General features: G+C 54.2%; 10 protein-coding genes. 8 read left to right on the forward strand and 2 right to left on the reverse strand.

Going from position 1 to position 12,711, the window contains the following annotated elements; genetic code table 11:
• Positions 1 to 163: 163 nt before the first annotated feature.
• Positions 164 to 877, reverse strand: a complete 714-nt coding sequence (locus GURA_RS24245) for a hypothetical protein (RefSeq protein ID WP_157046169.1) — start codon at positions 875 to 877, stop codon at positions 164 to 166.
• Between GURA_RS24245 and GURA_RS24250 the strand changes: the two genes are divergently transcribed.
• The 3 genes from GURA_RS24250 to acnB all read left to right on the forward strand — a co-directional run bounded on the left by GURA_RS24250 (position 864) and on the right by acnB (position 6,164).
• A complete protein-coding gene (locus GURA_RS24250; RefSeq protein ID WP_157046170.1) occupies positions 864 to 1,811 on the forward strand; it encodes an Ig-like domain-containing protein in 948 nt (315 codons plus the stop codon). The two genes, GURA_RS24245 and GURA_RS24250, sit on opposite strands and share 14 nt — an antisense overlap.
• 76 nt (positions 1,812 to 1,887) lie before the next feature.
• Positions 1,888 to 3,234: a hypothetical protein gene (locus GURA_RS09825; RefSeq protein WP_011938831.1), complete on the forward strand. Its 1,347-nt coding sequence runs from the start codon at positions 1,888 to 1,890 to the stop codon at positions 3,232 to 3,234.
• A 398-nt stretch (positions 3,235 to 3,632) separates the two neighbouring features.
• Positions 3,633 to 6,164 carry a bifunctional aconitate hydratase 2/2-methylisocitrate dehydratase gene (gene acnB, locus GURA_RS09830; RefSeq protein ID WP_011938832.1) on the forward strand — a complete coding sequence of 844 codons (2,532 nt, stop codon included), beginning with the start codon at positions 3,633 to 3,635 and terminating at the stop codon, positions 6,162 to 6,164.
• Positions 6,165 to 6,410: 246 nt separating this feature from the next.
• Here the strand turns inward: acnB and GURA_RS09835 are convergent, their stop codons facing one another.
• On the reverse strand, positions 6,411 to 7,055 hold the full coding sequence (locus GURA_RS09835; RefSeq protein ID WP_011938833.1) for a hypothetical protein: 645 nt from the start codon (positions 7,053 to 7,055) through the stop codon (positions 6,411 to 6,413).
• Between the two features lie 462 nt (positions 7,056 to 7,517).
• Between GURA_RS09835 and GURA_RS09840 the strand changes: the two genes are divergently transcribed.
• The 5 genes from GURA_RS09840 (at position 7,518) to hybB (ending at position 12,597) form a co-directional block, all read left to right on the forward strand.
• A complete protein-coding gene (locus tag GURA_RS09840; RefSeq protein ID WP_232278995.1) occupies positions 7,518 to 8,567 on the forward strand; it encodes a GAF and HD-GYP domain-containing protein in 1,050 nt (349 codons plus the stop codon).
• Positions 8,568 to 8,648: 81 nt separating this feature from the next.
• Positions 8,649 to 8,981: a hydrogenase maturation nickel metallochaperone HypA gene (hypA, locus tag GURA_RS09845; protein ID WP_011938835.1), complete on the forward strand. Its 333-nt coding sequence runs from the start codon at positions 8,649 to 8,651 to the stop codon at positions 8,979 to 8,981.
• Between the two features lie 259 nt (positions 8,982 to 9,240).
• A complete protein-coding gene (locus GURA_RS09850) occupies positions 9,241 to 10,362 on the forward strand; it encodes a hydrogenase small subunit (protein ID WP_041245380.1) in 1,122 nt (373 codons plus the stop codon).
• Positions 10,346 to 11,281: a hydrogenase 2 operon protein HybA gene (hybA, locus tag GURA_RS09855; RefSeq protein ID WP_011938837.1), complete on the forward strand. Its 936-nt coding sequence runs from the start codon at positions 10,346 to 10,348 to the stop codon at positions 11,279 to 11,281. Before GURA_RS09850 ends, hybA begins: the two co-directional genes overlap by 17 nt.
• Positions 11,281 to 12,597: a Ni/Fe-hydrogenase cytochrome b subunit gene (gene hybB, locus GURA_RS09860; protein WP_011938838.1), complete on the forward strand. Its 1,317-nt coding sequence runs from the start codon at positions 11,281 to 11,283 to the stop codon at positions 12,595 to 12,597. The genes hybA and hybB overlap by 1 nt, the downstream gene beginning before the upstream one ends.
• Positions 12,598 to 12,711: the final 114 nt, after the last annotated feature.

Consider the following 12,711-nt stretch of genomic DNA (forward strand, 5'->3'; position numbering starts at 1 on the left):
CTGCGTATCGTTCACAAACCATTCAAGGTCGTAGTTTTTTCCATAACTGAACTTTCCTTTATTTATCGTTATCTTAGCGGTAGTTACCGTTTCCCGGCCATGCTTGACATTAATTTTCCGCTCAAGTAATATAACACCTGTTGTGTATTGGGAAATGCGATAACTATAGTGCATTTCCTGCTTGATAATGGGTAAATATCCTCGATTCAAAAGGAATGAATACTATGAAAATGAAAACTTGTGCGTATCTGGTGCTGGCGGCTTTCATGACTGTGCTCTTTGCCGGATGCGGCGGTGGAGGGGGAAGCACTCCCGCGCCGGCACCTGCACCTGTGCAGTTTGCAATTTCGCCCTCGCAGGCAAATGTGCTCGCCGACGACACCGATTCTGCCTTGATTACCGCCACATTCATTTCTCCCGTACCAGACGGGACCGTGGTGAATTTTTCAATCCCCGTCGGCGCCGCTAAACTGGCCGCAACATCGGCTACCACTATCGGGAACAAAGCCACTGTAAAAGTAACCAGCCTCAATAAACAAGAAAGCTTGGCCACCATTTCTGCGGCTTCGGGCGGATTTACGGCTACAACAAAGGTTAATTTTGTCGCAAACATTGCCGTAAACACCTCAAAGATCATAGTTACCGCTGATGGCAGTGATTTTGCCACTATAACCGCTACACTGCCGGCTACAGTAGCCGATAACACGCAGATTGATTTTGTTACTTCCGGCACCGCTTCGCTCAGCTCTTCCAGCGCTTTTACTTCAAACGGAAAGGCTTCTGTTACTGTCAATAGTACATCGTTGGGGCAGGTTACCGTATCCGCGAGTTTGCCAAATTCTGCAATAACCGGCAGTGTTGCTGTGAACTTCACCATTCAAATTCCGGTCGCTGCATCCAAGGCGACGATACTCGCTGACGGCAACGACTTCGCCACAATTACCGCCACACTCCCCGGTTCAGTACCGGTCGGCGCAACGATAAACTTTGCCGTTTCAGGCGACACTGCTGTTCTCAGTTCTCCAACCGCTCAAACCACAAGCGGAGGTTCGGCCTCGGTAACGGTTAAAAGTTCAACGCTTGGCGCGGCTGTGGTAACGGCGACCTACTTGGGCTCTGCCGGAAGCGCTAATGTGACTTTCATACAACCACAATTCTCTGTGTCTGCGTCAAAAGGGCTGGCCTTAGCCAACAATACGGATACCATCACTATCACGACTGCGTTTCAGGCACCAGTGCCTGCCGACGGCTCTGTCGTCAACTTCTCCACCTCCGGGGCCGCTAGTTTGAGTGCAGCATCCGCCACCACAACCGGCGGGATTGCCACGGTGACGGTCAAATCCGCGACAGCCGGCCGTGTTACCGTCCGAGCCGATTTATCCGGCAGCAGCGCGACTGCAAGCACTGACATAAAATTCATTGCTCAGCCGACGAGTATGGCGGTAACCATCGCCATGAATCCACCAATTACATCATTAGCGGCGTTACAGTTTGTCCTTATAAACGACCCAGGCGCCACATACAATAACGGCTCTTACAAAATAATAAACCAAGCTGCTGAACAGATAACAAGTGAACCAGTTTCCAGTGGCAACAACTTGACCCTCGGCGTATTTAGCCTTACCTTTTTCGACACACTCGCAACGCCGATAATCCAGCTTTCATACAATATCAGTAGCGGATTACCCGGCGTACAGGTCAGCCCTACAGGGATTATCGCCGGCACAGGAATGAATGCAACGCCTGTCACTCCTCCGCTTACTCCGTCTAATTTCTTGCTTGCCGTTAAGTATAATACCGATACCTTCTAATCAGGTACCAACCTGAGGGCCGGGAGATTTTCCGGCTCTCTGCACAATCAACGTAAAAAAAGAAGAGAGGTTAATTATGAAATTGAGAGCGATTTTTTCCACATCCATTGTTGTGCTCGCTCTGACGCTCTGTTACTCGCTCCCGGCCTTTGCCATCGCCAATGTGTCCATTTCACGTACCGGCAACGGAGTTTATGTTGTACAGGGTACTAATCTGGAAGATATTTCCGGCATGGATGTGTCCTTCAACTATGACACAACCCTCGGCAAGCCAACGGTGACTGCAGGCGGGCTGGTGAGTGGCTCGATGTTTGCTGCGAACGCCGATAATGGATTCATCCACATAGGAATAGTTACTACCTCGGGTTCCATCAAGGGCACCGGTCAGATCGCGGTCGTGACCTTTGATAAAAAAGGTGCTGCAGGTAATGTTTTCCCTCCGAAGGTGAGACTGTATAAGGCGGATCTGGCGCAGAGTCCGGTTACGACTGATACAGTCACGACTACATCGGACACCAAAACTACAAATCAAGATGGGAGAGGAACTCAGAATACCGGAACCGGCAACCAGAATCCCGGAACTGTCGCCAATCAGCCGATAATCGTCGGCGGCACGGTGACCTTGCCGACCGATACCCCTGCCGCAACCGAGAATAAGGCGGAGCCTGCCGTGCCTGAATATCGTGAAGAACCGAGGTCTGAGCAGCCGGTGGCGGCCAGGGAATCAAACGCCGCTCCAGAGGCAAGGCCGCAGGAGGCTCAGGCGAAAAGTCCGGAAAAGAAGCTGGAATCGCAAAAGAGCGTCTTGAATCGTTTCCGCGATTACAAGGGCGAGCTGAGTCCCAAGAGCCTCATCGCCCTTTTTGACCGGGATGAGAAGAGCGGCGTAAGGCAGGAGCCGGCATTGTTGCTGGCGGACGGCAAGACGGTCCTCAAGGTCGTTGTTCCCGGTGTTGCAGGAAAGCAGGCCCCGAACTTTGCCTTGAAGAAGGCTCGGCTCGTGTCGCTGAAAAAGGACACCGATAATAACTGGGTTGTCGAGGCTCGGCCCGAAAAAGGCGCCTATGACGCATCACTTACCATGCTCCTCGATGAATCCATGGTCGAGTTGCCACTTGTCGTTGCGCCAAAAGTTGATATCGATCTGGATAAATCCGGCAAGATCACGGAAGATGGTTTCAATCGTTTCCTCAAGGAGCGTGGTACTGAAAAAGCACCCAAATATGACCTGAACGGCGACGGACGTCGGGACTATATCGATGATTATATCTTTACGGTCAACTATCTGGCTGCCCGGAATAACAAGGCCAAGGCCAAGGAAAAGGTAACTGTAAAGGTAAAGGAAGCCAAGCCCACGGAAAGTCCGGCTGATAGTAAAGCAAAAGAGAAACCTTCTAAAAGCAAAATAAAAGAACAAAAGTAACCCGGAAATCCCAGCGGATAATCCCCGCAAAAACCGGCTCGTCTTAATTGACCAGCCGGTTTTTTTTTATCTTTTTCGTAACTATTCAACACGGCGAAGTAACGGATTGGTTTTCTCAGGAGCGTGGGCATCCTGCCCGTGTTTCGGGCGGGTTTATGCCCGAATACGGTTTGCATTTAACCAATTCAAGCGATTCGCTTGAAACGCAGGCCGGATGCCTACGCTCCGGGATATGCCGAATAGTTACTCTTTTTCAAGCATTTCAGCGATTGACAAAACAGGCTAAAAATTGTATACAGTATGCGATTTCAGATACGGCGTTTATTGAAATTCTTAATAGTTTGCATCATTGTCTTGTTGAGAAAGAGACGCCAATTAAATAACGGAGGAATGAAAAAATGATCGAAGCTTATCTGAAACAAGAGGCCGAAAGGCAGGCTATGGGTATTCCCGCCAAGCCGCTCGACCCGGAGCAGACCGCTGATCTCTGTAAACTTCTGGAAAACCCGCCGGCAGGCAAGGAGTCATTTCTCCTCAACCTGCTGAAAGAAAGGGTTTCTCCCGGTGTTGACCCGGCCGCAGAAGTGAAGGCCGCTTTCCTGGCAAAAATCGTTAACGGCGCTGCAACGTCTCCCCTCGTCAGCAAAAAGGAAGCTGTGCAGATCCTTGGCACCATGCTCGGCGGTTACAACGTGACTCCGCTGGTAGAAGCCTTGAAGGATGCCGCTTTGGCCGAAGATGCAGCCAAGGCCCTTTCAGGCATCACCCTGGTTTATGATGCTTTTGACGAAGTGCTGGCCCTGTCCAAGACCAACGCCTCTGCCAAGAAGGTTGTGGAGTCCTGGGCAAACGCCGAATGGTTCACTTCCAAGCCGGGCGTTCCCGCGACCATCAAAGTAAAGGTATATAAGGTTGAAGGTGAAATCAATACCGACGACTTCTCCCCGGCAGGCGACGCCTGGAGCCGTCCCGACATCCCGCTTCATTCACTGGCTATGGGCAAAACCCGTTTCCCGGACGGACTGGCAACAATTGCCAAGTACCGTGCCGACGGCTTCCAGGTTGCCTTTGCCGGCGACGTGGTCGGGACCGGTTCTTCCCGTAAATCGGCTTGCAACAGCGTCCTTTGGGCTAACGGCAACGACATCCCCTGCGTGCCCAACAAGCGCCGCGGCGGCGTGATCATAGGCGGCGTCATCGCCCCGATCTTCTTCAACACTGCCCAGGATTCCGGCGCCCTGCCGCTGAAAGCCGACGTGACCAAGATGAACACCGGCGACGTGATCATCATCGACACCGTCAAAGGCGAAATCAAGTCCGAAGGGGGCGAACTGCTCTCCACCTTCAAGATCAACCCCAATACCCTGGCTGACGAGTTCCAGGCCGGCGGCCGTATCCCGCTGATCATCGGTCGTGCGCTGACCGACAGGGCGCGCAATGCCCTCGGCATGGGAGCGACCGACGTCTTCACGCTGCCGGTAAACCCGGTGCCGAAAGCGGGGCAGGGCTATTCACTGGCGCAAAAAATGGTCGGCAAGGCATGCGGCGTGGAAGGTATCCTCCCCGGCACGGCTTGCGAGCCGAAGATGACCACCGTCGGTTCCCAGGACACCACAGGGCCGATGACTGCCGACGAGCTGAAAGAGCTCGCCTGCCTCAAGTTCCTTTCGCCCATGTTCATGCAGTCTTTCTGCCACACCGCTGCCTATCCGAAACCGGCTGATGTGAAGATGCACAAGACTCTGCCCAAGTTCATCACCGAGCGGAGCGGCGTGCCCCTCAAGCCTGGCGACGGCGTTATCCACTCCTGGCTGAACCGTCTCCTCCTCCCCGACACCGTCGGGACCGGCGGCGACTCCCATACCCGTTTCCCGATCGGCATCTCCTTCCCGGCGGGTTCCGGTCTGGTCGCCTTTGCCGGCGCCCTCGGCTTCATGCCGCTGGACATGCCTGAGTCGGTTCTGGTCCGCTTCAAAGGCCAGCTGAACCCGGGCATCACCCTCCGCGACGTGGTCAACGCCATTCCTTACTGGGCGATCAAGCAGGGTCACCTGACCGTGCCGAAGAAGAACAAGGTCAACATCTTCAACGGCCGTATCCTCGAGATGGAAGGGCTTCCCGAACTCTCCGTCGAGCAGGCCTTCGAGCTGACCGACGCCGCTGCCGAAAGGTCGGCTGCTGCCGGTTGCATCAAGCTTTCCGAGCAGTCGGTTGCCACTTATCTCCGCTCCAATGTGGCGCTGATGAAGAAGATGATCGCCGAAGGCTACGAGGATGCCAAGACCCTGCAGAATCGCATTGACGCCGTCAACGAGTGGCTCAAGGCGCCGAAGCTTCTCGAAGCCGACGCCAACGCCGAATATGCTGCAGTTATCGAAATCAACCTGGCAGAAATCACCGAGCCGATCCTGGCCTGCCCGAACGATCCGGACGACGTCAAGCTCCTCTCCGAGGTTGCCGGCACCCCGATTCAGGACGTGTTCCTCGGTTCCTGCATGACCAATATCGGCCATTTCCGCGCTGCTGCGGAAATCTGGCGCGGCCAGAAGTTCAACCCGGCCGTTCGTACCTGGATCTGTCCTCCGACCCGCATGGATCAGGCGCAGCTCAAGGACGAGGCGCTCTTCTCCATCTACAGCGCAGTCGGCGCACGGATCGAGATCGCTGGTTGCTCGCTCTGCATGGGCAATCAGGCCCGCGTACCCGATGGGGTGAACATGTTCTCCACCTCCACCCGTAACTTCGACGACAGGATCGGTAATGGCGCCAAGGTGTACCTCGGTTCCGCCGAGATCGGTGCGGTAATCAGCAATATCGGCAAGCTGCCGACTCCGGCCGAGTACCTGGCGATTTACAAGGAGAAGATCGAACCGAAGAAGGCAGAAATTTACAAATATCTTCAGTTTGATGAGATGAACGGGTATAAATAGGAAATGCGTCGAGTACAGCTGTTGCGGTAATTAACAAAAAACCCCCGTCGGATATTCCGACGGGGGTTTTTGCATAATCGGTTAGGTCCTTGAAATCTGCGTTTTCCCCCCTCTCCCTAACCCTCTCCCACCAGGGGAGGGGGGATTACAAACGCCCCTTCCTTCGATGGACCCAAAGGGCCTAAAGGAGGGGTTGGGGGAGGGTGCATGGCAATGTTTTCATGCCCAAAATGCCAAATGCAATTTCTAACCGGACAAACCGACGGCGCTGACGACTTTCTCGCCGTTGACTGTTGCATCGACTTTCCTGTAAAGCTCGATGGTTACTCCGGGAGGCAACGGATTGCCTTCAAAGAGATCGGCGGGGGGCGTCGGCGTTTCTTCCGTGTCGCCAAATGCATACTCGACAACGGTGTAGCGGCCGTTGTCGTTGAGCCAGATGAGACGGTCGTCCTCGGTGCCCGTTTCTTCACCGACGAGATAGGACCTGGTCGCCTGGCTGCTGCATTCACGCGGGTCGTTGACGGTCCTGATCGAGTACAGGCAGCGCTCCAGTCGCTCGGCGCGCGCCATGACGTCACGATTGACCTTGGCTAGCTCCTTTTTTGCGGCCATCTCTGCATAGTTGGCTGCGGCAGAGAAGGCGATCCTGACCCAGCCGCCGGCGGCAGGTTCGGTGGCCCAAGCAGTGACGAATACTCCGTCCGTGCGCTTTTCCACGGCAACCTCGGCCGTACATCCGGCCGGTGATTTCCCTGACCACTTACGGGTACTGTTGATCTCATCGAACACCTTGGTGGTGCATTCGGCCAGGCTGGTAACTTCGACGGCAGCGGCCTGTGTTGCGACGAGGAGCAGCACCTGTATGAGGAGCGGGATAAGGTAATGCATGTCAGCCTCCTTGTTAGGAGTCTGTCGGACTTAGGAATGAATCTACTGCGAGAATGGCAAATCGGTCCATATTTCCGTAAATTTTCGACGAATATGTCCACTATTCGCTCTCAAATTTCCGGAAATCTGTCCTCGATTTTCCATCCTCTCGCTACGATTCCCTAAGTCCGATAGGCTCCTATATGGTGTCGTCGCGCCTGAATAGACAACGATTGTACACCGCATCTTAATTAATAAACATTATGAAATTATACCCGGAATCGAACAGAAATAAAGTCGATGCGAAAAAAATGTGGAAAATTTGTCAGATACGAATATATTGGCCCTTTACGGAGGAGTGTGGGGAAGTGGTGAAGCTTCCTTTATGGTCGGATTCAGGTTGGGAACTCTGATTGAGGGCTGTGAGCGGGGCATGTAAGTCTGTGGGAAGGATATGATATGAGCTTTGAACGAATTGGAAAAATGAATACTCTGATGGAACTAGCCACGTTGATCAATACGTCGCTTGATCCAAAAGAGATCAGGACCAGGGCAATCGAGGCGGGCATCACCCTGATGGATGCGGAGGCGGGAAGTCTGCTCCTCATCGACAGGGTGACCAATGAGCTGTATTTCGAGGTCGCCCTGGGAGAGAAGGGGGAACTGTTGAAAGAGGTACGGATGACGCTCGGCGAGGGGTTCGCCGGTTGGGTTGCCCGTACGGGTGAACCGTTGATCGTTGACGATGTGCAGAACGATCCACGCTTTTACCGTAAGGCGGATGAGAAGAGCCGCTTCGTTACGCGCAACCTTATCGCAGCGCCACTGCGGGTGAAGGGAAAAACTCTTGGGGTGTTGGAGGTGATGAACAAGCATAACGGCGCATTCACGGCAGAGGACATGGAGCTGTTCGTTTCTTTGGCCAACCAGGTGGCGCCTGCGGTTGAGAACGCCTATCTGTACGAAGACCTGCGGGAGACCTTCTTCGGCACTGCCCTGGCCTTGACCGAAGCCCTGGAGAAGCGCGATTCATATACGGGCGGGCATACCCGGCGGGTGCGGGACTACTGCATGACCATTGGTGTCGGTATGGGGCTCACTAAGGACGAAATGGACAACCTGTTGCTCTCCGCCATCCTGCATGACATTGGTAAAATCGGTGTGCGGGACAGTATCCTCGGCAAGGAGGCCCCCCTTTCCCGGGATGAGGCGGCGGTCATGGGCAGCCATGCCCGCATCGGCGCCGATATCCTCCGGCATGTGCGTACCTTGAAAAATGTCGTGCCGGCAGTGCTTTCCCATCACGAGAAGTTTGACGGTTCCGGTTATCCCGCCCGGTTGAGGGGGGATGATATTCCGCTTAATGCCCGTATCATCTCTGTGGCCGACACCTTCGACGCCATGACGACGGACCGCCCCTACCGCAAGGCCTTGAGTAAAGAGTCAGCCATGGCCGAACTGAGGCGTTGCAGCGGTACCCAGTTCGACCCGACTGTGGTCGAAGCGTTTGTTGCCGCATCGGCTGCCGAATGATTGAAAAGTATAAGTCGGGCTTGAGAACTTTTCTCCGGCATGGTTTAATGAATGAAAGAGCCTGGTTAACGGGAGGTATCGATGCATGAAATGTCCATAACCCAAAGCGTGGTGGAGATCTGTACGCAAAATGCCGGCGGTCGACGGGTGACGGCGGTGATTCTTGAAATCGGCGATCTGTCCGGCGTAGTTCCTGATGCGATAGAGTTCTGTTTCGAGGCCTGTACCAGGGATACCCAGTTGGATGGTGCACGACTGCTGATTGAGCGTGTTCAGGCTTTGGGCCGCTGTCGTGACTGCAAGGCTGAATTTGCGCTTTCTGCCTATTATGACCCTTGTCCGGCCTGCGGCGGCTTCGGGGTCGATGTCCTGTCCGGCGAAGAGCTCCGGGTAAAGGAGCTGGAGGTTGAGTAAGCAACAGATGCCTTAGTCCTGCCGTTGTTTTCAAATCTTTTTCAATCCCTGCCGATAAATTAGTATCCTTTCGTCTGGACAAAATGAACCATTCCCGGACAAAAATACCCAAAAAGTGTGCGGATAAAAATATCCAATTTTGCTGGACCGTATTGCATGCTCACGTATTTTCAATGGGTTATGACAATGCAGCTATTTGTAAACATTTGGCACGGCTGTTGCCGTATACGTTGGGTTTATGATTATGTCAGGAGGTGTTATGAAGAAAGAAGAAGATTTTTTGTGTGCAGGGGTATCCCGAAGAAGTTTTATGAAAACCTGCATAACTGCCACGGCCATGATGGGGCTGCCGTTCAGCATGCATACCAAGGTTGCCGAAGCGATGGAGAAAAACGGCAACCCTTCGGTAATCTGGCTGCATTTCCAGGAATGTACCGGTTGTTCAGAGTCGCTCCTCAGGTCTACCCATCCGACAATTTCGACTCTGATCCTGGATATGATATCCCTCGACTATCACGAGACGTTGATGGCCGGATCAGGCGCCCAGGCTGAAAAGTCGCTGCACGATTCGATGCTCGCCAACAAAGGCAAGTACTTGCTGGTTGTCGAAGGAGCGATTCCGACCAAGGAGAGCGGCATTTATTGCAAGGTCGGCGGCAAGACTGCTCTCGAATCCTTGCAGCATGCGGCTTCAAATGCGGCTGCCATCATCTCCATCGGCACCTGCGCATCTTACGGCGGAATCCAGTCTGTCGGCCCGAATCCCACCGGCGCCGTAGGGGTGCGGGATATCGTCAAGGACAAGCCGATCATCAACATTCCCGGCTGCCCTCCCAGTCCCTATAATCTGCTTTCCACCGTGATGTATTACCTGACGTTCAAAAAAATACCCGAGCTGGATGCACTCGGACGGCCGAAATTCGCTTACGGCAGAAAGATCCACGAGCATTGCGAGCGGCGGCCCCATTTCGATGCCGGCCGGTTTGCCAAGGCGTACGGTGATGATACCCATGCCCAGGGATACTGCTTGTTCAAGCTCGGCTGCAAGGGACCTGCAACCTATGCCAACTGTTCCGTACAGCGCTTTAATGAAGTTGGCGTCTGGCCGGTATCTGTCGGCCATCCCTGTATCGGCTGTACCGAGCCGGATGTGCTCTTTAAAATGGCGATTGCCGACAAGGTGCAGATACACGAACCTACTCCGTTTGACAGTTATGCACCGGTAGATTTGAAGGAAAAAGGTAAGGGTCCGGAACCGTTGACCACGGGCTTTGTCGGACTTGCTGCGGGCGCTGCCCTTGGGGCCGGAGCAATGCTGGCCAAAAAGCTGCCGAAAGATGATGGCCACAAGGAGGACGACCACCATGAAGAACAAGAGTAGGAGAGAGTTCCTCAAGTTGGTCGGTGTGACCGGAGCAGGCCTTCTGACCGGTGCAGCTACTGCCAGCGGATCGGAAGGGCTGCATGTGAATAACGAGGAGATCGGCATGCTCTATGACGCCACCAAGTGCGTCGGCTGCAAGGCTTGCATGGCAGCCTGCAAGCGGGTCAACGGCGACTACGGCAGTCTTTCTTATGAAAAAGCCAAGTTCGATCCCGATGGGCTGTGGGATGCGCCGACCGACCTTTCCGGCAGCACCCGGACCCTGATCAAGCTGTTCAAGGAGTCCGAAAGCCGCTGGTCGTACGTGAAATATTCCTGCATGCATTGCCAGAAGCCGTCCTGTGTCTCGGTCTGCCCGGTCAGCGCCATGACCAAGGACAAGGTGAGCGGCGTCGTCGATTACAACAAAAACACCTGCATCGGTTGTCGCTACTGCCAGGTGGCATGTGCCTTCAATATCCCCAAATTCCAGTGGGAAAAGTCGATCCCGCAGATCGTCAAATGTGATCTCTGCAAGAATACCAATCTGCGCGAGAAGGGGATTTCCGCCTGCGCCGAGGTCTGTCCGGTAGGGGCGATCAAGTTCGGCAAGCGCAAGGATCTCTTGCAGGAGGCGAAAACCAGGCTGCGGGAAAACCCCGACAAATACATCGCCCATGTCTATGGCGAGCACGAAGCAGGCGGCACCAATCACCTTTACCTGGCCTCCATGCCGTTCAACAAGCTGGGCTTGCCGGATATAAAGCCGCAGGCTCCGGCTGAATTTTCCGAGAAGATCCAGCACACCATCTACAAAGGGTTCATTGCCCCGGTCGCCCTCTACAGCACCCTCTGTTTCATAGCCGTCAAGAACATGAAAAAGCACGACAAAACCGATGACCATGACAAGCGGAAGCATGACGGGGAGGAGCGATAATGGGACATAATGACGAATATCAGAAACTTGAAGGCAAGATTTTCACCAAGTCGTTTTTTATACTCCTTTTTGTCGTTCTTGTCGGCTTCTTCTTTGTCGGCGTACGTTACGTAAAGGGGATCGGTGCGGTTTCCAACATGAGCGACGGTTATCCATGGGGGATCTGGATCACCTACGACGTTGCCACCGGCACCGCCATTGCCTGCGGCGGCTATGCCGTGGCGATCCTGGTCTACATCCGCAACCGGATGCAGTATCATCCGCTGATCCGCTCCGCCATTCTCACCAGCATGTTCGGCTACGGCCTGGCCGGATTTTCCGTCATGGTCGACCTGGGGAGACCATGGAACGCCTATAACTTCTTCATCCCGTCCAAGTGGCAGGCCAATTCCGCCATGTTCGAGGTTGCGCTCTGCGTTATGGCTTATTCGACGGTGCTCATCATCGAGTTCCTTCCGGCCATCCTTACCACCATAGAAACCACCAAATGGGAGCGGATACACAAGATAGGCGAGTGGCTCCACCCCAGGATCGCTCCCGATGCGCAAAATATGGCGAACAGGCTGGAGTGGGTCAAGGTTGGTGCAGCCTGGCTCAAACCGCGGCTGAACAAGGTGTTGATATTTTTCATCGTCCTTGGCATTACTCTGCCGACCATGCACCAGTCGTCGCTCGGGTCGCTTCTCCTGATCGCCTCCACCAAGCTGCATCCGTTGTGGCACACCGGCTTCCTGCCGTTGCTGTTCCTCATCAACTGTGTCTTTATCGGCTATGCAATCGCCATACTGGAGTCCATCATCTCCTGCTACTCTTTCAAACGCCCGTTCGAGGTGGAGGAACTCGCCGGCCTTGCCGGCCTGATCCCTTGGGTGACCGTCATCTGGTTGTCGGTGGTGGTCGGTGACCTGGTCAACCGGGGGCAGATGGGTGCTGCGCTCAAGCTGGACTTTTATTCGGGCTTTTTCCTGACGGAATTCCTGCTGGTTGGAATCGGCTCGACCATACTCTTCAGCAGGAAAAACCGCCGTTCGCCCCGCTGGCTGTTCGTCAGCGCTGCAATGATCGTTCTCGGCGGAGCCCTTTACCGTTTCAACGTTTATCTGATCGGTTTCAATCCCGGCAAGGGATGGAGATACTTCCCTTCTTTCGCCGAGATCATGATCACCGTCGGCATCGTCGCGCTGGAGATTCTCGGTTACAAGGTGTTCGTAAAGATCTTCCCGGTACTACCCAATGCTGCCAAGCATGGCGGCCCAAATCGGCACGATGGGAAGACGGCTCCGATCGCTGCGGGCAGCATGGAATTTGGAAAATAATCAGCGTTGTCCGGTTTGGTTTTTACTTACGTCCCGTAGGGACAGAATACTGGTAGCCGGGGAATTCATTCCCCGGTCATCCAGGCGAAATATCATCACGTCACGTACGTGACG

The organism is Geotalea uraniireducens Rf4 (assembly GCF_000016745.1).
Taxonomy (GTDB): Bacteria; Desulfobacterota; Desulfuromonadia; order Geobacterales; family Geobacteraceae; genus Geotalea; species Geotalea uraniireducens.

Excerpts from the sequence above, each read along its gene's own strand:
- GURA_RS24245 (WP_157046169.1), bottom strand. The coding sequence starts at position 877 with ATGGTGAAGTTCACAGCAACACTGCCGGTTATTGCAGAATTTGGCAAA.
- GURA_RS09825 (WP_011938831.1), top strand. The coding sequence starts at position 1,888 with ATGAAATTGAGAGCGATTTTTTCCACATCCATTGTTGTGCTCGCTCTG.
- acnB (WP_011938832.1), top strand. The coding sequence starts at position 3,633 with ATGATCGAAGCTTATCTGAAACAAGAGGCCGAAAGGCAGGCTATGGGT.
- GURA_RS09835 (WP_011938833.1), bottom strand. The coding sequence starts at position 7,055 with ATGCATTACCTTATCCCGCTCCTCATACAGGTGCTGCTCCTCGTCGCA.
- GURA_RS09840 (WP_232278995.1), top strand. The coding sequence starts at position 7,518 with ATGAATACTCTGATGGAACTAGCCACGTTGATCAATACGTCGCTTGAT.
- hypA (WP_011938835.1), top strand. The coding sequence starts at position 8,649 with ATGCATGAAATGTCCATAACCCAAAGCGTGGTGGAGATCTGTACGCAA.
- GURA_RS09850 (WP_041245380.1), top strand. The coding sequence starts at position 9,241 with ATGAAGAAAGAAGAAGATTTTTTGTGTGCAGGGGTATCCCGAAGAAGT.
- hybA (WP_011938837.1), top strand. The coding sequence starts at position 10,346 with ATGAAGAACAAGAGTAGGAGAGAGTTCCTCAAGTTGGTCGGTGTGACC.
- hybB (WP_011938838.1), top strand. The coding sequence starts at position 11,281 with ATGGGACATAATGACGAATATCAGAAACTTGAAGGCAAGATTTTCACC.